This is a genomic window from Paenibacillus sp. FSL H7-0357, from assembly GCF_000758525.1.
Classification (GTDB): Bacteria; Bacillota; Bacilli; order Paenibacillales; family Paenibacillaceae; genus Paenibacillus_AQ.
Map to the genome: position 1 here is coordinate 6,222,251 of NZ_CP009241.1, position 20,582 is coordinate 6,242,832.

Sequence of the window (20,582 nt, forward strand, 5' to 3'; positions counted from 1 at the left end):
AATACTTGATCGCATCCCATCCGCAGCTTTCCTGGTGCCTAGATGGCTTTGCTTCCGTCCCTGTTTCAGGGGCGGATTTTTATTGCCCTTTTTCAGCTATGATAAATATCACATTTTTTTGTTGACAGCCACTGTGCAGGGATTTATGATAATTCCAGCATAATTGATAACGATTATCATTTGCATACAAGTTCTTACAATAGAAAAAGGGGTGTTTTGATTGAAATTTAGTTACGCTGTTCCCGCCGGGCTGCTGGCTGCTTCCATTCTGTTTGCCGGCTGCAGCGGCAATGAGAACAATAATAAAACGGATAACAACAATGAGGCTGCGGTAAATGGCAGTGCAGTTACAGCAGCTCCGGTTACAACGGCTGATGCCACCGCTACTACAGCTGCCGCCGATTTCTCTTCAGCCATTGAGCAATACCGGACCTACGTCATTGAACAATGTGACGAATTCGTCAAGCAGACAGAAAATTTTACGAACGCCGTCAAAGCAGGAAGTCTCGACGAAGCGAAGGCGCTGTATGCCCCGGCCCGTATGTACTATGAGCGGATTGAACCGATTGCCGAAGCGCTCGGAGATCTTGATCCCAATATCGATGCCCGTGAAAATGATGTGGATGCGGCCGAATGGCGCGGTTTCCATAAAATCGAACAGGCCCTCTGGCAAAACAGCACGACTGACGGCATGACTGAAGTCGCCGACCGGTTGCTCAAGGATGCCCAGCTCCTGCGCGCCAAGGTGGAAACAGCAGAGATTGATGCGAATCTGCTCGTTACCGGTGCAGTCGAACTGCTGAACGAAGTCTCTTCCTCCAAAGTGACTGGCGAGGAAGAACGTTATTCACACACGGATTTGTATGATTTTGTCGCCAATGTAGAAGGTGCGCAAAAAATCTACGAGCTGCTGAAACCCGAGCTTGCCAAAAAGGATCCAGAGCTCGAACAGACCATCGGCGAACGGTTTACGGCACTACTGGACGAACTCGCTCCATTTAAATCAGGTGACGGCTATGTCTCCTACGAAACACTCAAGGAAGACGAAGTGCGCAAGCTGAGCCAGAATCTGGATGCCTTAGCTGAACCGTTGTCTAACATGGGAACTATTCTAGGAGTGTGACCGGATGAAAAAGCAGCCTGAAGAAGAATTCAAAAGTGAGCAAATGTTAAATAAAAAGCTAAGCCGCCGTGATATGCTACGGCTTACCGGTGCCTCCGGGCTCGGCCTGCTGCTGGGCGGCACAGGTGCAGGAGGGCTGATGGCCGCGCGCCAATCCGCTGCCAAACCACCTGCAGCTTCATTGGATCCTGCCGCCGATACCCTCCCGTTCTACGGAGCACACCAGGCCGGAATTATTACACCTGCACAGAACTTTCTGTGCTTTGCGGCGTTTGATCTGACAACAACGAAGCTGGACGATGTGAAAAAGCTGTTGAAGTCATGGACAGAGGCTGCGGCGGCTTTGACCTCCGGCAGTCTGATCGGCAATGTCAACGACAATCCCAATCTTCCGCCGTCCGATACCGGAGAAGCCAATGGCCTGACCCCCTCCCGGTGTACGCTAACGTTTGGGGTTGGACCGGCTTTTTTTGATGGACGATTTGGGTTAGCCCCGAAACGTCCATCTTCACTTGCCGACCTCCCAGCCTTTACGGGAGACAGTCTGGAGCCGCAGTGGTGCGGCGGAGATCTTTGTGTACAGGCTTGTGCTGATGATCTGCAGGTGGCGTTCCATGCCATACGCAATCTCGCGCGGATTGCCCGCGGCACAGCCGTGCTGCGCTGGACCCAGGAAGGGTTCCAGCGTACAGCGGGAGCCGATCCGAAAGGAGGCACCCCGCGCAATCTGCTCGGCTTCAAAGACGGAACAGGCAACCCCGATGCTACAGACGATGCCGAAATGCGCAAGGTTGTGTGGACCAGCAGCAGCGATGGACCTGCCTGGATGAATGGCGGCACTTACATGGCAGTACGCCGTGTGCGTTTGCGCATTGAGGTCTGGGACCGCTCGACCTTGAGCGACCAGGAAGCGACCTTTGGACGGCACAGGCACAGCGGCGCACCGATCGGAGCCACTGATGAATTCGCCGAACTTAAACTGGACGCCGCCGATGCTTCCGGCAAGCCTGTCATCCCGCCGGATTCGCATTCCGCGCTGGCCCATGGTGACGGCACGATCAAAATGCTCCGGCGCTCCTACTCCTATTCCAGCGGAATGGATCTTAAAACAGGCCAGCTGGATGCGGGTCTTCTGTTCATCAGCTTCCAGAAGGATCTCATTAAACAGTTCGTCAGCATCCAGCAGCGTCTGTCCAAAAACGACCGGTTGAATGAATATATGGTTCATACCGGCAGCGCGGTATTCGCCTGCTTCCCCGGTGTCCGCGAAGGCGGGTATATCGGCGAAGCCCTGCTGGGCTGAACACGAAAACACAGCATGAGTTAGCAACCAGCATGCTGACAGGCAGATCCCTTCAGCCTTCCCGGATCTGCCTGTCCATTATTGAAAGGGGACACTCCCGATGTTATTTGCTAGACAGTATAAATATGGCTTGCCGCATACGACGCTCCCCCCGGCGAAAGCCAAGGGTAAGCTGGGCCGGGTGCATGAAAGCAGGACGGGATTGGCGCAAGGACACGAGCCGGAGCGGATGCATGAGTACAAGCTGGAAAGCACGGGCACCAAACGGGTGCGGATGCATGCGCGCGGGTTGCTGCCCGCGCTGAAGGCAGCCGTTCTGTTCGGCTGCCTCTTCCTGCTGCTGCTCTGCAAGCCAGCAGCTGCCGCGGCGGCGGATGACGGCCGGCATGACGAGCTGCTGCCCGCAGTTGGCAGCGCGCTCGTCGAAGCCGGCCAGGGCCGCTGGGATGCGGCCGCCGCCGATGTGGAGTCGTTCGCGGCGCTGTGGCGCACCGCGAACAGCGGCACGCCGGACCCGGCACTCGCCGGTCCGGCTGCCGCTGTAGACGCCGCGCTCGCTGGCGCGGCGGAAGCCCTGGCGGCGGGCGGCGGCACGCCCGCCAAAACCGCGCTGTCCACGCTGGCCAAAAGCGTGGACGCGTACGTCACCGCCGCCTCCGGCACGGGCGGCGGTGACACCAGCGCCGCCGGGCTCGAAGCGGCGGCGAAGCTGTTGCCCGCGGCGGAGCGCACGCGGGCTGCGGCGCGCAGCGCCGACTGGAAGGCGGCGGCGGAAGCCTACCGCGCCGTCGTGAACGGCTGGACGCCGGCGGAACGCGGCATCCGGGCCGACAATCCCGCCGTCTACGGCTTGCTGGAGACGAAGATGAGCCTGCTGCGCGTTGCGCTGCAGGCCGAGCCGCTCCGCGAAGAAGCGGTAAAAGCGGAGGCCGAAGCTTTGTATACGCTGCTGGCCGACTACAGCGCAGGCAAGACGGTTGACACGGGAGACGTGTCAGCGCAGCCTGCTTCGATCGAGGGGCTGATCAGCTACCTGAAGAAAGCTTCAGCAGCAGCAGAATCCGGAGACAGTGCCGGTGCGGCGGGAATCATGGAACAGTTTATTACAGCCTGGCCTTCAGCCGAAGGACAGGTGCAGATCGCATCGCCCAAGGTGTATGCGAATATCGAGAACGAGAGCGCAGCCGTTACCGGTGATTTGTTGTCCGATCCGCCGAAGCTTAATCAGGCGCTGGCCACCATGGACACGATGCTCGCGGAGCTGACTCCGCTGGCCGGTGACACAGCCTATACGGCCTGGGACGCCGCATTGATTCTGCTCCGCGAGGGCCTTGAAGCGATTCTCGTACTTTCCGCCTTGCTGTCCTATGTGAAAAGAGACGGCGGCCCCAAGACCCAGCGCTGGGTCTGGTCCGGTGCTGCGGCAGGTCTCGCCAGCAGTATAGGCCTGGCTGTTCTGCTAACCTACACCATTTCGCAGGCAGCCTCCGGAAGCGCGCGTGAGCTGATTGAAGGGATTACCGGACTTGTGGCAGTAGTAATGATGCTCACGATCGGCCGCTGGATGCACAGTAAATCGAACGCCGCTGCATGGAATAAATATGTCGGGCGGCAGGTGGACGGTGCGCTGGCTAAAGGCAGCCTATGGTCTTTATTCTTCGTAGCTGCGCTGGCGGTTCTGCGTGAAGGGGCCGAAACGACCATATTCTATGTAGGAATGGCACCATCCATCGCAACCTCAGAGCTGCTGCTAGGGATCGGAGGCGCGCTGGTCGTGCTGATCATTCTGGGGTATGCCATTATTGCCCTAAGCGCCAAGCTGCCGATCGCTGCCTTCTTCCGCGCAGCAACCGTGCTGATCTACTATCTGGTCTTCCGCTTTCTCGGCGAGAGCATCCACTCCTTACAGGTAGCCGGGAAACTGCCGGCACATGTGGAGAATGGGCTGCCGTCGGTCGGTTGGCTGGGGTTGTATCCAACATGGGAGACATTGCTGCCCCAAGTGCTCATTCTGGCGTTTATTCTCTGGGAAATGCTGCGCAGCAGGTCTGCGGGCAAATCAAGGACAGCGGGCTGACACTAAGCAACCGGGACAAATAAAGGAACCATGCTGACGCTTTTTACTGCAGATTGTACAATAGATCTTTTTCAGCATCAAAAAGTAATCTGTGTATTCACTACAGAAGAATATACGGTAACCGTCAAGATAGCCCTTACAACTCTATTCCGATGCACAAAAGTGTCCATTCGGCATTAAATAATGTTTGCTGTTTTGACTACATTGGACTTGCTCAACTGTGCGTATTTTCCAGCGTATCCACAAACTTAATGTGATTACAGCGGGAAATATGCACGTTAATTTTTAACGAATACTGCTTATCAACTGAATTACGTGAATTCTTACCGCTAATATTTACAGATATCCCAGTTAGTTGGATTTGAGAGTTATTAGCGGGCGGGTTTCCCATTAAATTCCTCATATGCAGTCTAATGTCTTTTTAGTGCTATCTTTTCCCGCTAACTGAATTTGGAGCTGTAACACTTACCAGATTACACCTCCAATCTGATCTTCTGACCCAAGACCCACACGGCAGTTAGCAGTTAGCAGTTAGCAGTTAGCATTACAAATTTCCGGCCAGTCATCTTCTCAACAAGGAAGCCGACTGGTTTTTTTATGTTTTATTGTGTTTTTTCATAACTTCCCGCACTGCTTCAGACTTAGGAGGCTAATTGTAGGAATCTCCCCCTTGCATCGCTTGGGGATTTGTTTTATTCTAAGTATGAAAATAATTTTCTTATAAACCAATATAATAATAAAAATAATTTCAGTTACTGAACTGATTGCATTCATTCACACAAAGAAAAGAAGGTGGAGCTTATTTCTCCTATCCTGCATGTCCTGGAGCACGAGAAGGAAAAGCTATCCCAAATGGAACGCAAGCTAGCGGAACGTATTCTGGCCTCACCAGCGGAGATCGTCCATATGGGCATCACGGAGCTGGCAGAGCAATGCGGTGTCAGTCCTGCGACAATTACAAGGTTTTGCAAGGTGCTGCATTTCAAAGGCTTCCCCGATTTCAAGGTTAAGCTGGCTTCAGAAATTGCCCATAGTGATGCTTCGCCGCAGGAAGGCGGCTCCTCTTATCAGGATATTGTCGCGGGCAATCCGCTTTCGGTCATTGTCGAAGCAATGCAGGCCAATCACCTGACTTCGATCCGGGACACCACCTCACTACTTGATCTGGAGCGGCTGCAAACAGCCATTGATGCATTGTGCCGGGCACGCCGGGTTGATCTCTACGGGATGGCCACCTCCTCTATCGTTGCACAGGATTTCTACCAGAAGCTGATCCGCATCGGAGTGAACTGCACCGCTTTTGCCGACTCACATATGCAGATCACTTCCGCTTCTTCGCTCTCTGCCGGCGATGTCGCGTTTGCGGTCTCCTATTCCGGGGAAACCCCGGAAACAATCGATGCCTTAAGCTGTGCCGGAGCCAGCGGTGCGGCCACGATCTCGCTGACTTCTTACGGCAGCAGCACGCTGGCCACCCTGGCGGATATCCCGCTGTTCTCCTCCTCGCTGGAGCAGGGAATGCGGCGGGGTGATATGGCTTCGCGGATTGCGCAGCTGCATATCATTGACATCCTGTTCACCGGAATGGTCAGCACCCGGTTTGGCGATTTCATTCCCAAGCTGGAGCAATCTTATCTGAATGTCCAACATTACCGTCATAAACGGGGAGGTTAATTCAAATGAACATTTTAAAATTCCGCAATGAAGAAGATTTCGCCCAGACCGGCGCGAACCTGATTGCCAGCCTGCTGCAGAGCAATCCCAAAGCCGTACTGGGACTGGCTACCGGCAGTTCACCGGTCGGCGTCTACGCCAAGCTGGTAGAGATGCACCGCAAGGGAAATGTCAGTTTCGCCAAAGCCTCTTCCTATAATCTGGATGAATATGTGGGCCTGCCTGTGGATCATCCCCAGAGCTACCGCAGCTTCATGAACGAACATCTGTTCAATCATGTCGATATTGATCTTACCCGGACACATGTCCCTAACGGAAATGCGGCGGATCTTGCTGCCGAATGTCTCGCTTATGACAAAATGCTCGAGGATAACGGGCCGGTGGACCTGCAGATTCTGGGCATCGGCAGCAACGGACATATCGGGTTCAATGAGCCGGATGCCAGTCTTAGCAGCGGCACGCATGTCGTGGACCTGCTGGAAGAAACACTGGAAGCCAATGCCCGCTTCTTCGACCGGCTGGAGGATGTGCCCCGCCAGGCGGTAACGATGGGCATCGGCGGCATTCTCAAAGCAAGGCAAATCGTGCTGCTGGTGCGCGGTGAAGAAAAGGCAGAAGCAGTCAAAAACGCGCTGGAAGGTCCGATCACGACACAGTGTCCCGCCTCCCTGCTGCAGAGCCATCCCAATGTGGTCGTACTGCTGGACGAAGGAGCTGCGAAATGGCTGAAATAAATAGAACACCAGGCGAGCTGCTCTACGGAAAAGTGCTGACTCCCTCCGGCCTGATTGAAGAAGGCGTGATCGCAGTATCAGAAGAGGTGATCCAATATGCAGGAGAAGCCGCCTGGCTGCCGGAAGCTTACGCCCACTGGCCCGCAGGCACCCAAGACAAGAGCGGGCTGCTGATCCCCGGATTCGTTGATGTGCATGTGCACGGCGGCGCCGGTTACGATTTTATGTACTCGGATCAGGCATCGCTGGATATCATCACCAGGTTTCATGCTTCACATGGAACAACCGCCATGCTGGCCACCACCATGACCGCAGCCAAGGAAGACATCGACCGTGTTTTGTCCGAAGTGGCTGACTATCGCAAAGGCGGCATGCCATTCGCCCAATTGGCCGGAGTGCATCTGGAAGGGCCGTTCATCAGCCCAAAATGGTCCGGGGCCCAAAATCCTGAGCATATTGTCCCGGCAAATATCACATGGCTAGAAGCGTGGGAGAAGCAATATCCGGGAATGATCCGCCAGGTTACCCTGGCGCCGGAATGTGAAGGCGCACTGGAAGCGATTCTCTGGTTGCGCAAGCATGGCATCACAGCAGCTCTCGGACATACCAATGCTACTTTCGAAGAGATTATTGCGGCTGCGGACGCCGGCTTAAACCAGGCGGTGCATATGTTCAATGCCATGACTCCGCTGCATCACCGCAAACCGGGCACAGCAGGTGCCGTACTGTTTGACGAGCGGATACGTGCTGAGATTATTGCCGACGGCATTCATGTGCATGCTGCGGCGATTAATGTACTTTCCCGGCTCAAAACCCGGAACAATCTGATGCTCATCACGGATGCCATGTCGGCAACCGGACTCAGCGACGGTGAATATACAATCGGTGACCTGCCGGTAATCGTACGGGAAGGCATTGCCACACTGAAGGATAACCCTGATGCGCTCGCCGGAAGCACGCTAACCATGATTCGCGGTTTCCGCTATCTGGTACAGGAAGTGGGACTCAGTCTTCAAGCAGCCTCCAACGCCGCAAGTCTTACCCCAGCCATATCACTGGGGATGCAGCGTTTCATAGGTTCGCTTGAAGCGGGAAAACGCGCGGATATCCTGCTGCTGGATGATGATCTTGAACTGAACGGTGTATGGATCGGCGGACGCACAATCTCCACCGATTCACCGGTTATCTGAGCAGAAGTACTGCCAGGCATATAAACTGAAATGCAGCCATCCAGACCGGAAGCCGGTAGGATGGCTGCATTTATTGTAACGGCCCGCTGATGGAATAATCCCGTTATTTCTCAGGCATACTAGCTCAGGCCGAGGGCAGGATTAATATCCGCTGCGTGTTGGGAAGATGCGCTCGACCATCGTCCGGAATTCATTGGCAAATCCTTTGAGCGGATGGCCCGCACGTACCTCTTGGGCATAAAAGCCGGCCCGTTCCACAAAGTCCGGATTGGCTGACACGTAGACGTTGTCTATGCTCGGATTATACTTCTTAACCTCAGCAGCAATCTTGTCCTTCATATCCTCGGTAACATCTTCATTGTTAGTCATTTTATTGCTGTTTTTTGGAGCAACGCTGCGGATCCCGATTCCCGTCCCCATGCCATCATCAATATCGCGCTTCATCCGGGTTCCATCGACCCAATTGCTTCCGGACAGAATACCATTGTTGCCGTTGCCAGGGTAAGCTTTGGGATTAGCTGTACCTATCCCTCCAACAGTACCCGTACCGGTCAGGCTTTTCGGTACACCAGCCATCGAACCTCCTGTACCGGTCATGCCCGGATTGCCCGTCACTGTTCCTCTTCCCCGATTGCCCATAATCGGTCCAGTTGCCCTGCCTTCTCCGGGGTTCACTGTCATTCCCGGACCGTTCAGCATGCCGGAAGTGTTATTGCCGAGCCCGCCGCCATAGCTGTAAGGACGTATTTTATCCGTACTTTTCACATGCATTCCGCCATCAGCCCTGTCTAAGGCTACGGCGACATAGGCGCTTTTTCCAGCAATCATTACATTTGCCGTGCGTACCTCCGGCATCGCCGCAATGCGGTCGGCGAGCTCCTGGCTCATCTCCATTTTGTCGAAGGCATTGCCCCGAACAGAATTGGTATTAATGCGGCCATCGTTCATTTTCCGTACACTTTTTGTCTGAACATTAGTTCCATTTGCAGAGTTATTGCCACCGCAACCTGTAATACTGACCATCCCCAGAAGCAGCGCGGCAGAGACTGAAATGCTGATCTTTGATCGCAACATGAACTCATCCTCCATCTCATTAAGTTATGATGTATACAGCGTAACAATCGTTAGCATGGCCTTCACCGGTTCAAGCTATCCTGAAAGGATTTGGTACTCTCTCCCCTGCACCGTCACATGCGGGGAAACATTCGCGTATCTTATAAACAGTAGGCCGTATTCACAAGCGAGCCGTGATTCTCCGCAAAGTAAAGTCAGGAGGGGTGAGCATGAAGGTTTTATTTACGTTTTATGTACCCAGCGGCGGGGTGGAGACACTGAACAAGCTAAGGTGCGAAAGCCTGCAGCGCAGCGGTATTGAATGCCATGTTTTATACCTCATGCCGGGGTCTGCAAGCCAGAATATCACAAACTTTCCCGTATTTATCACTTCCCGGGATGAAGAAATCAAGGAATTACTCGATACTCAGCACTATGACGCCATTATTGTTACATCGGATTATTTGTTAATGGAACGTCTGCGTTGTCTAGGCTATGAAGGCATTCTGATATACGAAGCCCAGGGGCTCGGAAAACGGGCTGATGCGGAGATTTTGATTATAGAGGCCGTACCTTATCTGAGATCCCACTGCAACGCTGTACTTATACCTCCTACCGATCATTTGCTGGAGCTGTTTATTTCTATCTGTCCCTGGCTCCACCGGTATGTAATCCCCAATATCGTGGATGTCCAGTCCTTCCGGCCGATCCCCGGTGAACCTCCCTGCGATCCGGTAATTGCCTGGGTAGGCCGGCTTGAAAACAACAAGAATTGGAGCGAATACTTGAAGATCGCCCATCAGATCCGCCTGCACAAACCCGCTCTGCATCTGTGGATGTTCCATGATCCGGAGCTTGCCTCCGAGGAGCAAAAGCAGCTGTTCCATGAGGAACTGCACGCTTTAGGACTAAATGACCGGCTGAATGTATTTACCAACATGCCCAACCATATTATGCCCGTTTATTATTCCTCCATTGCCGGTTCCGGCGGCTTTCTGCTATCCACCTCCATTACAGAAGGATTCGGGTATGCAGTTGCCGAAGCCATCTGCTGCACTTGTCCTGTACTTAGCACCGATTCGGACGGTGTCCGGTCTTTTATTGTTCATAACCACTCCGGCAAATTTTATCCGCTTGGCAATGTGGAGCAGGCTGTCAGTGAAGGCCTGGAGCTGATGGATAATCCTGCACTCCGCAGCCACATTCGCGAGCAGGGAAGGCTCCATATGATTTCACGCTTCGGCTCCGAGAGTTATGCCCATTCCTTTCGTGAGATGCTCAACTCCTTTTCCATCTTTTAGTGGCCGGCGCCAAAAGAACCTTCAAACCACCGGAAGACCGTGGAAATGAAGGTTCTTTGTGTGTCTTGAACAAATACTCAACCCAGCCTCGATACGATCTCATACATCTCATTCTGAAAGATTTGCACGCTTTTCTCCCAGGTGAAACGCAGTGAATCATTCTCTCCTTTCAGGGCAATGCGCTCGCGCAGTTCTTTGTCCCTGATTAAAGTGATAATATCATCGGCCAGACGGTTTTCATGCCGGTAGGACATCAGACAGTTGTGGCCGTGGACACCGTATTCGAGATTCCCCCCGGAATAAACCGTAACTAATGCAGCGCCGCAGCGCATCGCTTCCAGACCCGGCAATGAACCGGTATCGTACGTGCTGGAGCTGACAAAAATGTCGCTTTCATTATAGTGGTAGCACAGTTCCGTATCGTTTGAAGGCGTGCGTACATGATAACGGTCATCGGCGAGCAGAGTCTGGAGTGCAGCGGATGCGACATATTCTCCCGGCGGTGTTATCAGATATAATTCAATCTCCGGATGATGCGCCTTGACCAGATTGAGCTGCTGCAGCAGATAGTCCTGTTCCCGGTGGCCGGAAAATCCCCCTTCCGGCTTGCGCATAATTGCAGAGACTACCAGCTTGCCTTGCGTGTTCCGCCTGTGTGTATTATAAAAGTCAGGATTCACCCCAATCGGCACGATCCTGCCTTTAATCCCATGATTAATCCGGACAATCTCCTGCTGCCACCGGGACAGCACAAACAAATTGCGGGCAATATTATAGGAAGAGAAGGACTGATTATTATCCGGCAGAAAAGTCGGTTCATAACATAACGCCAGGCGAATATGCAATCCCTTGCCTTGTTCACTGGCCCGCTGCGCCACAGGCACGGTAGTGTAGTAATTCGAAATTATGACATCGCTATAAGGAAAATCGTCCTCTGACAGCTGGCTGAAGCTGGAGTAGAGGACCTTGCACTTCATATCATATTCGACAATGCCGTGATTGGGCATAAGAATGATCACTTCATGGCCGATGATTGCCAGACGGTTGGTAAGTTCTGCGAGCATACGCTGCGCCCCGCCCCTGGACAATGTCAGAATCGGGAATGTCAGTCTCATTTCCCTCTCTCCTTTCTCAGCAGCTGCGAGAGAGATCTATGATGCTTCGCCTGCACCATTTTAATCTCCTTGTTCTGCGCTTCACTGTGAATCACAGAGCCCATCTCCTTGTGTATACGATAATCAAGCAGCGGCTCCTCAATGTAAGACCAGCGGTAATGCGGCAATATACGCAGCCACAGGTCATAATCCTGTGTGTATAAAAAGCGTTCATTAAAAATGCCCACGGTGCGGAAGATATCCATATCGAGCAGAACAGTACTGCCGTTAACCGGACAGCCCGTCATCATGGTCGCGATAAGCTGGCTTCTATCGGGAAAGGGGACCTTTATGACCTCGGAAACACGGTCCCCTTGTTCATTAATATAATAATAGGCGGTATGGTTAAATGACGTTCCTGTGCTGCGCAAAGCCTCCATCTGCCGCCGGATTTTATCGGGATGAAACAGATCGTCAGCGCTTAACCAAGCAAAATAAGACCCGCTGGCCGCCTTGATACCCAGGTTGAGCGCAGATGCGGTGCCACCGTTTGATTTGTGAAAGTACTTAATCCTGTCTCTGTAAGGAGCCAGCTTCTCCGTGTGCAACAACGATCCGTCATCCACTACGATAATTTCGATATCCGGGTAGCTCTGGGCCAGCACGCTTTCCACCGCTAGATCTACGTAGGGGCAATTGTAGAAAGGGATGACCACCGAAACCTTGGACTTATGCTGATTCATGCGCTCACCTCCTTCCCGAAGTATTGTTTATACTGTCTTGCAGGCAAGCAAGGCATCCAGCGGCTCATGATCCTCTCCGAATGCTTCCCGGAAGGCCGGATTCTCTGCATGGTGATAGCCTTTAAGCACGGTTACCGAGTAACCCAGCCCCAGGAAATCCTCCGCTTCCCAGCCGCTCCAGTGTTTTTGATAGTACTCTCCCTGCAGGTGAAAATGATCCGTCCCTTCCTGCGGAAAAAATCCGCGCGGAGTGAACACCACCACACGATTGGTGGCGATCATCTCCGCTTTTTTGAGAAGCTCCATTCCTTCCTTCATGGAGAAATGTTCCAGCGAATCAATTAGTGTCACCGCCGAGAACGTGCCCGGCAGAAAGAGCTTATCAATATGGCTGGCATCGGCATGCACCGGGATAATATGCGGCGAGGTGTATTTGCGGTGCAGCAGATAAGGCCTGTGAATGTCCAGGCCGACTACCAGAGCAGCTTCATAGCGTTCAAGCAGAGTACCGGTGCCGCTGCCGATATCCAGAATGCTCTCGGAGAACTTGAGATACTCCAGCAAGACCGGCAGGAAATCTTTCACTGCAATTTCCCGGTACATAGGCTTCCCCTCCCTTTAATAAATGGCTTACGCCTAACCGCCCATAGAGGTGATCAAACCGCGGAGCAATCCGTGATAACGGGCATTGGTCGCGGCGGCTTCAGCCATAATCACATCATAATGCTTAAGGGTTCCCATGCCGCTGTGGCGGCGGTACGCCGTTAAAGACTGGTTCAGCATAATCGGAGGATATCCGTTCAGAATCGCCCGGAACCACAGATCATAATCATGTGTGTAGGGCAGTGCTTCATCAAACAGACCGATAGCGCCGAACAGCTCCCGCTTAAACATTACCGTACAGCCGTTAATCGGATTCCCCTGAAGAAAGCAGCGTAGATAGTCCAGGTGATTCGAGAATACCGCCGCCGCGTTCATTTCGGTCAGTTGTGATTCTCCGTTGATAAAATTAAAGTTCGTGTAAGTGATAAGCAAACGGTTCTGTTCCATGAACAGAACCTGATTGTTGATCTTGTCACGGTAGAACATATCGTCAGAGCTAAGCCAGACGACATAGTCACCTGTAGCATAGTTGATGCCGTGGTTCAGCGCGGAAGCGGTGCCTCCATTGCTTTTGCCGAGATAGTGAATCTTAGGCAGATAGGGCATAATCCGGTCCATATGAGCTGTGGAGCCGTCATCGACGACGATGATCTCATAAGGCTGCCAGGATTGGGACAAGGCGCTTTGCAGCGCCTGTTCAATATAAGGACAATTATAAAAAGGAATTATCACCGATACTTTTGGAGTCATTACATCCTTCCTTCCCTACTGGCACGATAAAAGTCCACAATATCTGCAAGCGACTGCTCAAGCTGGATTGCCGCACTCCAGCCGAGTGCAGTTACATTGTCTTCAGATGTTTCAGGTTGCGTGACCGAACCGGGCAACACTCCGGAGTCTGCTTCCGCAGGAATCCCAGCTTCCGGACCCCAGTCCATTCCAACCGGTACCGCGGCATGAGCCAGCAGCTTCTCCGCGATCTCCCCCAGCGTGCGCTGCTTCCCGGAATCGATCCGGTAGACCTTTCCTGTCTCTCCCTTGCGCAGGATATAGTCATAGGCCCTTACGGCGTCGCGCACATCCAGAAAGTCCCGTAATTCAATCCGTGAAGAAAGCCTGAAAGGCGGAATCTCTTCGTCCGTACCCGTGGCGGCTTCACTCCGCACAATATGCTGAGCAAGCAGGGAGCAGAAGCCGGTGGAGGGGCCGGGGCCGATCAGGTTGCAAGGCTCCGCCAGCAGCACGGGCTGCTTGAACAGAGTTCCCCAGGCGAGCGATACCAGTTCCTCCAGTGTTTTGCTGAGGCTGTAGGGATGCGGCGGACCCACAGCGGTTCCGGGTCTGTACTTGAGCCGGGAGCCGGCCACCAGAATACGGCTGGCCGGCTGGGCACGCAGCGCCTCAAGCAGATACAGGGTTGCCATAACATTCGTTTCCATATAAAGCAGGGGATCCCGCCACGACTCCGGTACCGAATTTCTGCCTGCCAGATGCAGCACTTCGTCTGGCCGGACCTGCCCGATCATGGCATGGACCGCCTTGCGGTCGCTTAAATCGCAAACATATTGCTGAACCCCCTCCGGAAAAACAGCGGACTCCGCTGCCGGATGGCGCACTACAGCGGTCACTTCCGCTCCGCCAGCCCTGAAATAGGCAACGGCGTGCCGGCCGGTAAAACCGGCGGCTCCGGTAATCAGCAGCTTCCGCCCCTTCATGTGGACATCTCTGAGCGTTGCATCCAATCAGCCAGCTCTGCCAGCATTTCCGGATAGGAAGGCAACTGGATCTGGACATCAGCTCTTGTGTTTACCAGTGTACGGTCCTGAATATGCACATCTTCGGGAATGATCTCAACATCTTCCTTATGAAATGCATACTGCAGATGCCGGAGCAGTTCATATTTACTGACCGGTTGGGGATGGGCCAGATGAATCAGGCCGGATACCTCTGATTCCAGCAAGCCATCCACCGCCTTGGCCAGCTCGAGTGTCGTCACGCCATTCCACATGACCCGTTCATAGCCGGAGACCGGCCCTTTCTGGGATAGAAACCACTCCATCAGGCCAATGCCGCCGGAGCGGATTTCCGGTCCGATAATGGAGGTGCGGATCGTTAAATGGCCGGGCGCACGGATCTCTCCGAGACTCTTGGTAATCGCATATACAGAAGTGCCGTCAGGCGTATCATCCTCCGTGTAACGGCCGCGTGTTCCTTCGAACACGCAGTCGGTACTGATGTGGATCAGCCGGGCATGAACGGCATCCGCCGCGCGGCGCAGCCGGTGGGGAAGAAATCCGTTCACATGGTAGGCACCGATCCGGTCACGCTCGGCAAATTGATTCAGTACTCCCAGCGCATTGATAATGCAGTGGGGGGAGACGATTTCGACCAGTTTCTCCACGCCGGCGATATCGTCGGCATCTACATACAGCCCGCCAAGATCACTCTTATCCCGGGTTGTATGGAAGACGTGATGTTTGCCCTGGCGGCGAAAATACGCCGCCAGCATATGACCCGCCATACCGTTTCCGCCGAGGATAAGCAGCTTCATTGGAGGAAACCTCCCCGGATCAGGATATTCTTGATCTCCTCCTGGTCCATCAGGTTGTTCTCCGAGCTAAAGCTGTTGAAGGAAACATGCGGATAGCTGCTGTAGTGGGCTTTCAGCTCCGGCATATCCAGCGTAGGGAGAATAACAAGATACTGCTCATCGTAAACGACGGTGGTCAAGCTCTCGAAGTCGCTCATCAGGATTTCATGGATTTTCTCACCGGGGCGGATACCTGTTTCAACAATGCTTACATCACGTCTTCCCGAGTCTTCGATCAGCACCTCAGCCAGATCGACAATCCGGCAGGTCGGCATCGTCATGACGAAGATTTCTCCGCCGATGCTGACCTCGGACGCTTTGAACAGCAGGGTGATTGCATCGCGCAGGGTAAAGAAGAAGCGGGTCATTTTCATATCTGTAATGCGCACCTGACCCTTATCCTTAATCTGCTTCATGAACAGATGGACCACGCTGCCGTTCGTTCCCAGCACATTGCCGCCGCGTACGGTCACAAAGCGTGTGCTTGTGCCTAGCAGGTTCGCATACACAAACAGCTTTTCGCCGATCGCTTTGGTCATGCCATAGAAGTTAGACGGATTAGCCGCTTTATCGGTGGAGATATAAATCGCTTTTTCTACATTATTGGCAATAGCTGCTTCAATGACGTTCTGGGTGCCGACGACATTCGTCTTGAGCGCTTCATACGGCTGATCTTCGCACACCGGAACATGCTTCAGCGCCGCAAGATGGAACACATAATCCACGCCGCGGCATGCGGCCACAAGAGCATCTTTGTCACGGATATCGCCGATGATGAAGGTGAGGCGGCTATCCTCATATTCGCGGCTCATCGACACCTGGGCTGACTCGCTGCGGGAGAAAATTACGATCTCCTTAGGATTTTGCGGCAGAAGCTGCCGGATGAGTTCATGCCCCCAGGAACCGGTTCCACCTGTGACCATAATCCGTTTATTATTGAACATGCAGGTTCCCTCCAAGCAAAAATTTAACTACCTTTGCCGAGACATCCGGTGTCATGTAGCCTTCCGGTGCCTCCCATTCCGGACTCAGCGACGTCATCAACCGGGTACAGCGCAGAATGCTGTTCTGCTCTACTCCCGACACTACATTACTGCCGCAATCTACCGTCTCCGGACGTTCTGTCGTCCTGCGGATCGTTACGGTCGGCACTCCCATCAGGCAGCACTCCTCCTGGACGGTTCCGCTGTCGGTAATTGCACAGAGGGCATAACGCTCCAAATGGACAAAATCGAAAAATCCGAAAGGATCATGGAATTCCACAAGAGGGTTCATCTTTAGCGGGAATTGCTCCGTCAGCTTGGAGCGTGTGCGGGGATGGATACTGCAGATCAGGCGGATTCCAAAATGTTCAGCCACAAGGCACAGGCCGGACATTATTTGCAGCAGTGATTCGGGATCATCGACATTCTCGGCGCGATGGGCAGTGACTAGAAAATAATGGCCTGCCGTAAGATTCAGCCGGGCCAGAATATCGCTGGCTCTAATTTGCTCTTCATAATGTGTAATGACCTCGTGGATCGGATTGCCGGTTAATACGATACGCTGGCTGGGGAAACCTTCACTCAGCAGATGCCGTTTGCTCTGCTGCGTATATGGCATATTAATGGTCGAAACGGCATCTATGACACGGCGGTTTTTCTCCTCCGGCACTTTCAAATCGTAACAGCGGTTCCCCGCCTCCATATGCACGACCGGGATACCCATGCGCTCCGCGAGAATTGCACACAGCGCACTGTTGGTATCTCCGAGCAGCAGCACCCGGTCCGGCTGTTCTTTGAGCAGAATGCTTTCCAGGCTTCCGAACATGGCGGCAAGCTGCCCGCCAAGCCCGGCTTGCTTATCCTGCAGTACATAATCCGGTGCCCGCAGCCCCAGCTCTTCAAAGAATATCCCGCTGAGACTGGCGGTGAAGTTCTGTCCCGTATGCACCAGCACATGCCGCTCCGCATGCTCATCGAGCAGCGGAATGATGACGCTGAGGCGGATGATTTCGGGCCGTGTGCCCAAAATCGTCATGATCTTCATGGGTTCACTCCCCTACCTTGTTTGAGTATAACTTGCTGTATTTCACACACTGCGGGGAGGTGCACCCGCAGTGTTCACGCCGCTTTGCGGCGGCTCTTCCCACGCCGGCGTGCGCGGCTGCCTGTGCGGCGGGATTTGCCGCCGCTGCCCTTCCGGCGTGCCGGCCGCGCCGTGCGCCGCTTGCGGCCCGGGCGCCCGCTGCGGCGCGCCCGGGCTTTGGCGCGGCGCAGCTTGCCGCGCCGGAGCCTCGCTCTGCGCAGCCGTGTTGCGCGGCGCGAGTGGCCTTTGCCCGGCGGCGACTGCTCCGGCTGCTCCGGCGGCGGTGGCGGTGGTGGCGGTGGTTCCGCCGCCGCCACCACGGGTTCGCTGCTGCCCGGCGCTTCGCTTACGGGCAGTTGCACAGGCGCACCGCCGGAGAGCGGCTCGGCGGGCTCACTGCAGATTGGCAGCTCTACCACCGCTGCCGTGCAGTAACGGAGCTGCCAGCGCTCCGCCAGCCCCAGTAACCGTGCCCTGTAGGCCGCCGGGCCGTATACGGCATCAACGCGCTCCCGCGACTGGCTGCCGATGGCTGCCGCCAGTCCCGGCTCGGCCAGCAGCACCTTTACCCGGTCAGCCAACGCCTCGATATCCTCCACCGGAGCGAGTTGGTTGCCGCAGCCGGCCATGTGCAGAATCTCCTGCAGCCCGCCGGAATCATAGGCGACCACCGGTTTGCCGAAGGCCATTCCCTCCAGGGCGGTCATGCCGAAACCCTCACGGATCAGGCTGGGAACAACCAGCAGATCCATTGCGCAATAGGCCGAAGGCAGACATTCTTCATATCCCGCGAACTTGAACCGGGAGGTCAGTCCCTCCAGCTTCACCTTGCGTACACAGCGGTCATAGTAGTTTTTGTCTCCGGGAGTACCAATGACGAGATACTTCGCCTTCGGATACTGCTCACTGACAAGGACGGCCATTTTGACGAAATGCTCCAGCCCTTTCTCCTTGTTGATGAAGGAGGAAATATATCCGATCAGCGGTTCATCCGGAGACACCTTGAGCTCACTCCGCCGTTCCCCCCGGAGCTTGCTCCAGGCTTCCATCATCAAATCTTTATCATTCCAGGACGGCGGGAGCTGAGTTACCTTGCCTTCACGGATATCCGCCGGGAAACAGGCCGCAGCCGTATGCGAAATTGCCAGAATTTCATCGCTGTTCCTGTGGATCAGGTCTACACTGATCGGGGTGAACTCATTGTCCGTAATCGTCTCGGAAATCTTCCAGACCACCGGGATGCCAAGCGACTTCGCCGCCATTGCCGGCAAAGCATGCACACAAGTGCTGGAGATAATAAATGCCGGACGCAGACCAGCCAGCCAGTCTGTCATTTCTTGATATTCCCGGCTTTCCTGAAATTTGCGGATATCCGCTTCCAGTCCGGCATAAGGAGTGTACATTCCGTAGACGAGAGGAATCGACAGCAACTCCACATTCAGGCCGAAGCTGCGGGCCTGGCGCGTCAGCTTGCCGTCCTGGGGCGCTACGAGAATACAGTTAAAGTATGGAGACAGCTCCCGGCCGAAGAACAGCAGCAGCTTCTCCGCACCCGTAATACTGCGCGTATTGGAAACATGGGAAAAGAGGACGATTGTAGCTTTGTCGGCCATGGTGTTTCGGCGCTCCTTGGCAAGAGGCCTCGAGCGACCATTCACCTCCCTAAAAGTTTTACGAAGCATTAGCTACGGGACAGTTCTTCATGTAAAACTCGCTTCGAAAGCACTGAGTCACTTGGAGAAGTGCACTTTGCAGGCAAACGCCAAGGTCAGGTTACTTCACCAGTATATTGAGGGGGCACAGATGCCGGCACGACACCTGTCCCCTGATATACGCACATTTCCTGGTATTTTGTCCCCTTATCGGTTAGCCATAGATTACGTTCAACAGCTGATTCAGGCGTTTCGTGTAGGTGTGATCCTTCAGGGTCCGTTCAAAAGCGCGCAAGGCCATTTCCCGGCGCTCTTCTTCATGGGTCAGGTAATAGTGGACTTTTTCCATCAATTCCAGCGGGCTGGAGAAGGTGTCGATTTCTTCTCCGATCTTATAGAAGGAGCCCATATCATCTCTGGCATCACTCAGCTGCAGAGTGCCGCTGGCCGCGATCTCGAAGGTGCGCGGGTTAGGCGAAGCCGCGGGAATAACCAGCGCATTGTTGTTGGCATCCTCGTCCACATGGGAACGGTGAAGGTTAATGACAATTTTGGAGCCGCTGTACGTGGTGGCTGTCTCCTGCGGCGACATCCACTTTCCGACTTCAATGCGCTCTCCATAGAGCGGAGCTTCAGGCAGACGATCCCACCAGATGCCGTTGATCACAGTGTTATAGCTCATCAGCTCCGGCATAATATTGCGGAAGAACTCAATCCGGTTCCAGTAAGCGGAGCCGATGAAGCTGATATCCCGGCATACCTGAGAACGCCCTGTCGTCGGACGATAGTGCTCCCTGTGGGCGGCAAAGGGCAGGTAATGTACTTCTGTGCAGCCGAGGCCACGGTAGATTTCCACGCAATTGCGCTCCAGGGTGAACACGTAGTCGTAATGCGTCACAATTTTCATGGTGAAATCGGTATAATACGGATCATCGGTCAGCCAGATCGCCGTCTTGATGCCTCTGCTCCGCAGGACGGAGAGTTGCTCCAGCGGCAAATCAAGGCCGTCCAGCACCAGCATCAGATCGGGGCACTGCGCCGTGGCGAGCTCAATAAGATCCTGGCGCACATCGGTAACCGTGACCTTTACGGTTAATTTCTGCAAGGCGTAAAGAACCGCATCGTCCAGCGGCGAATACGGATAGCCTTTACCCGAGGCTACGTACATGACATGAATATTGCGGACCGGAAGCAGCTGTTCCGGACGGCCGTCCAGAATGGCGAGTCTTCCCCGCAGATAGCCCTCGTCATATCCTACCTTGAAGCCGGTCAACCGTCCGCGCAGCTTTTCTTCCTCCGCAGGCGTCCGCGGCATAGGCGGTGCGGGCATAATAAATTCAGTCTTCATGAGTATTCGCTCCTTCATCCCATTTTGGAA

Annotated in this window: 18 protein-coding genes; 7 read left to right on the forward strand and 11 right to left on the reverse strand. The window is 54.2% G+C overall.

Translation table 11 applies throughout. The annotated features are described in order from the left end of the window. Positions 1–220: 220 nt before the first annotated feature. The 6 genes from efeO (at position 221) to nagA (ending at position 8,101) form a co-directional block, all read left to right on the forward strand. Positions 221–1,123 (forward strand): iron uptake system protein EfeO, encoded by a 903-nt coding sequence (gene efeO / locus H70357_RS27500; RefSeq protein ID WP_038595980.1) that lies wholly within the window; start codon positions 221–223, stop codon positions 1,121–1,123. A gap of 4 nt (positions 1,124–1,127) precedes the next feature. After that, positions 1,128–2,426, forward strand: coding sequence for an iron uptake transporter deferrochelatase/peroxidase subunit (gene efeB / locus H70357_RS27505; protein WP_052092280.1), 1,299 nt, complete (start codon positions 1,128–1,130; stop codon positions 2,424–2,426). A gap of 631 nt (positions 2,427–3,057) precedes the next feature. Then, a complete protein-coding gene (locus H70357_RS27510; protein ID WP_231578327.1) occupies positions 3,058–4,503 on the forward strand; it encodes an FTR1 family iron permease in 1,446 nt (481 codons plus the stop codon). A gap of 801 nt (positions 4,504–5,304) precedes the next feature. Next, entirely contained in the window at positions 5,305–6,177 is an 873-nt protein-coding gene (locus tag H70357_RS27515) for a MurR/RpiR family transcriptional regulator (protein WP_038600622.1), read from the forward strand. Positions 6,178–6,182: 5 nt separating this feature from the next. Beyond that, a complete protein-coding gene (gene nagB / locus H70357_RS27520) occupies positions 6,183–6,911 on the forward strand; it encodes a glucosamine-6-phosphate deaminase (RefSeq protein ID WP_038600625.1) in 729 nt (242 codons plus the stop codon). After that, positions 6,899–8,101, forward strand: a complete 1,203-nt coding sequence (gene nagA, locus H70357_RS27525; RefSeq protein ID WP_038595981.1) for an N-acetylglucosamine-6-phosphate deacetylase — start codon at positions 6,899–6,901, stop codon at positions 8,099–8,101. Before nagB ends, nagA begins: the two co-directional genes overlap by 13 nt. A gap of 141 nt (positions 8,102–8,242) precedes the next feature. On the opposite strand, the gene H70357_RS27530 is transcribed toward nagA, so the two are convergent. Next, positions 8,243–9,175, reverse strand: a complete 933-nt coding sequence (locus H70357_RS27530; protein WP_038595983.1) for a YhcN/YlaJ family sporulation lipoprotein — start codon at positions 9,173–9,175, stop codon at positions 8,243–8,245. Positions 9,176–9,384: 209 nt separating this feature from the next. Between H70357_RS27530 and H70357_RS27535 the strand changes: the two genes are divergently transcribed. Then, positions 9,385–10,455, forward strand: coding sequence for a glycosyltransferase family 4 protein (locus H70357_RS27535; protein ID WP_038595984.1), 1,071 nt, complete (start codon positions 9,385–9,387; stop codon positions 10,453–10,455). Between the two features lie 77 nt (positions 10,456–10,532). Here the strand turns inward: H70357_RS27535 and H70357_RS27540 are convergent, their stop codons facing one another. The 10 genes from H70357_RS27540 to H70357_RS27585 all read right to left on the reverse strand — a co-directional run bounded on the left by H70357_RS27540 (position 10,533) and on the right by H70357_RS27585 (position 20,552). Beyond that, positions 10,533–11,570, reverse strand: a complete 1,038-nt coding sequence (locus H70357_RS27540; RefSeq protein ID WP_038595987.1) for a glycosyltransferase family 4 protein — start codon at positions 11,568–11,570, stop codon at positions 10,533–10,535. Beyond that, on the reverse strand, positions 11,567–12,292 hold the full coding sequence (locus H70357_RS27545; RefSeq protein ID WP_038595989.1) for a glycosyltransferase family 2 protein: 726 nt from the start codon (positions 12,290–12,292) through the stop codon (positions 11,567–11,569). The genes H70357_RS27540 and H70357_RS27545 overlap by 4 nt, the downstream gene beginning before the upstream one ends. Positions 12,293–12,319: 27 nt before the next feature. Continuing rightward, entirely contained in the window at positions 12,320–12,895 is a 576-nt protein-coding gene (locus tag H70357_RS27550) for a class I SAM-dependent methyltransferase (protein WP_038595992.1), read from the reverse strand. A gap of 33 nt (positions 12,896–12,928) precedes the next feature. Then, positions 12,929–13,645 (reverse strand): glycosyltransferase family 2 protein, encoded by a 717-nt coding sequence (locus H70357_RS27555; protein WP_038595996.1) that lies wholly within the window; start codon positions 13,643–13,645, stop codon positions 12,929–12,931. Then, entirely contained in the window at positions 13,645–14,610 is a 966-nt protein-coding gene (locus tag H70357_RS27560) for an NAD-dependent epimerase/dehydratase family protein (RefSeq protein ID WP_038595998.1), read from the reverse strand. The genes H70357_RS27555 and H70357_RS27560 overlap by 1 nt, the downstream gene beginning before the upstream one ends. After that, a complete protein-coding gene (locus tag H70357_RS27565) occupies positions 14,607–15,446 on the reverse strand; it encodes a dTDP-4-dehydrorhamnose reductase family protein (protein ID WP_038595999.1) in 840 nt (279 codons plus the stop codon). Before H70357_RS27565 ends, H70357_RS27560 begins: the two co-directional genes overlap by 4 nt. Continuing rightward, complete coding sequence (locus H70357_RS27570) at positions 15,443–16,429, reverse strand: polysaccharide biosynthesis protein (protein WP_038596001.1); 987 nt, start codon at positions 16,427–16,429, stop codon at positions 15,443–15,445. Before H70357_RS27570 ends, H70357_RS27565 begins: the two co-directional genes overlap by 4 nt. Next, positions 16,419–17,513 (reverse strand): non-hydrolyzing UDP-N-acetylglucosamine 2-epimerase, encoded by a 1,095-nt coding sequence (gene wecB, locus H70357_RS27575; RefSeq protein ID WP_038596003.1) that lies wholly within the window; start codon positions 17,511–17,513, stop codon positions 16,419–16,421. The genes H70357_RS27570 and wecB overlap by 11 nt, the downstream gene beginning before the upstream one ends. 74 nt (positions 17,514–17,587) lie before the next feature. Further along, positions 17,588–19,165: a glycosyltransferase family 4 protein gene (locus H70357_RS27580; protein WP_052092281.1), complete on the reverse strand. Its 1,578-nt coding sequence runs from the start codon at positions 19,163–19,165 to the stop codon at positions 17,588–17,590. 253 nt (positions 19,166–19,418) lie between these two features. Then, the gene (locus H70357_RS27585; protein ID WP_081965960.1) at positions 19,419–20,552 is read right to left on the reverse strand and encodes a CgeB family protein; all 1,134 of its coding nucleotides are present in this window, start codon (positions 20,550–20,552) and stop codon (positions 19,419–19,421) included. Positions 20,553–20,582 lie beyond the last annotated feature (30 nt).

Bases quoted from the DNA above. Each gene is read 5' to 3' on its own strand.
- wecB (WP_038596003.1), bottom strand. From the start codon at position 17,513: ATGAAGATCATGACGATTTTGGGCACACGGCCCGAAATCATCCGCCTC.
- H70357_RS27560 (WP_038595998.1), bottom strand. From the start codon at position 14,610: ATGAAGGGGCGGAAGCTGCTGATTACCGGAGCCGCCGGTTTTACCGGC.
- H70357_RS27545 (WP_038595989.1), bottom strand. From the start codon at position 12,292: ATGAATCAGCATAAGTCCAAGGTTTCGGTGGTCATCCCTTTCTACAAT.
- H70357_RS27585 (WP_081965960.1), bottom strand. From the start codon at position 20,552: ATGAAGACTGAATTTATTATGCCCGCACCGCCTATGCCGCGGACGCCT.
- H70357_RS27565 (WP_038595999.1), bottom strand. From the start codon at position 15,446: ATGAAGCTGCTTATCCTCGGCGGAAACGGTATGGCGGGTCATATGCTG.
- H70357_RS27540 (WP_038595987.1), bottom strand. From the start codon at position 11,570: ATGAGACTGACATTCCCGATTCTGACATTGTCCAGGGGCGGGGCGCAG.
- efeB (WP_052092280.1), top strand. From the start codon at position 1,128: ATGAAAAAGCAGCCTGAAGAAGAATTCAAAAGTGAGCAAATGTTAAAT.
- H70357_RS27530 (WP_038595983.1), bottom strand. From the start codon at position 9,175: ATGTTGCGATCAAAGATCAGCATTTCAGTCTCTGCCGCGCTGCTTCTG.
- H70357_RS27555 (WP_038595996.1), bottom strand. From the start codon at position 13,645: ATGACTCCAAAAGTATCGGTGATAATTCCTTTTTATAATTGTCCTTAT.
- nagA (WP_038595981.1), top strand. From the start codon at position 6,899: ATGGCTGAAATAAATAGAACACCAGGCGAGCTGCTCTACGGAAAAGTG.
- H70357_RS27580 (WP_052092281.1), bottom strand. From the start codon at position 19,165: ATGGCCGACAAAGCTACAATCGTCCTCTTTTCCCATGTTTCCAATACG.
- H70357_RS27570 (WP_038596001.1), bottom strand. From the start codon at position 16,429: ATGTTCAATAATAAACGGATTATGGTCACAGGTGGAACCGGTTCCTGG.
- H70357_RS27535 (WP_038595984.1), top strand. From the start codon at position 9,385: ATGAAGGTTTTATTTACGTTTTATGTACCCAGCGGCGGGGTGGAGACA.
- H70357_RS27550 (WP_038595992.1), bottom strand. From the start codon at position 12,895: ATGTACCGGGAAATTGCAGTGAAAGATTTCCTGCCGGTCTTGCTGGAG.
- nagB (WP_038600625.1), top strand. From the start codon at position 6,183: ATGAACATTTTAAAATTCCGCAATGAAGAAGATTTCGCCCAGACCGGC.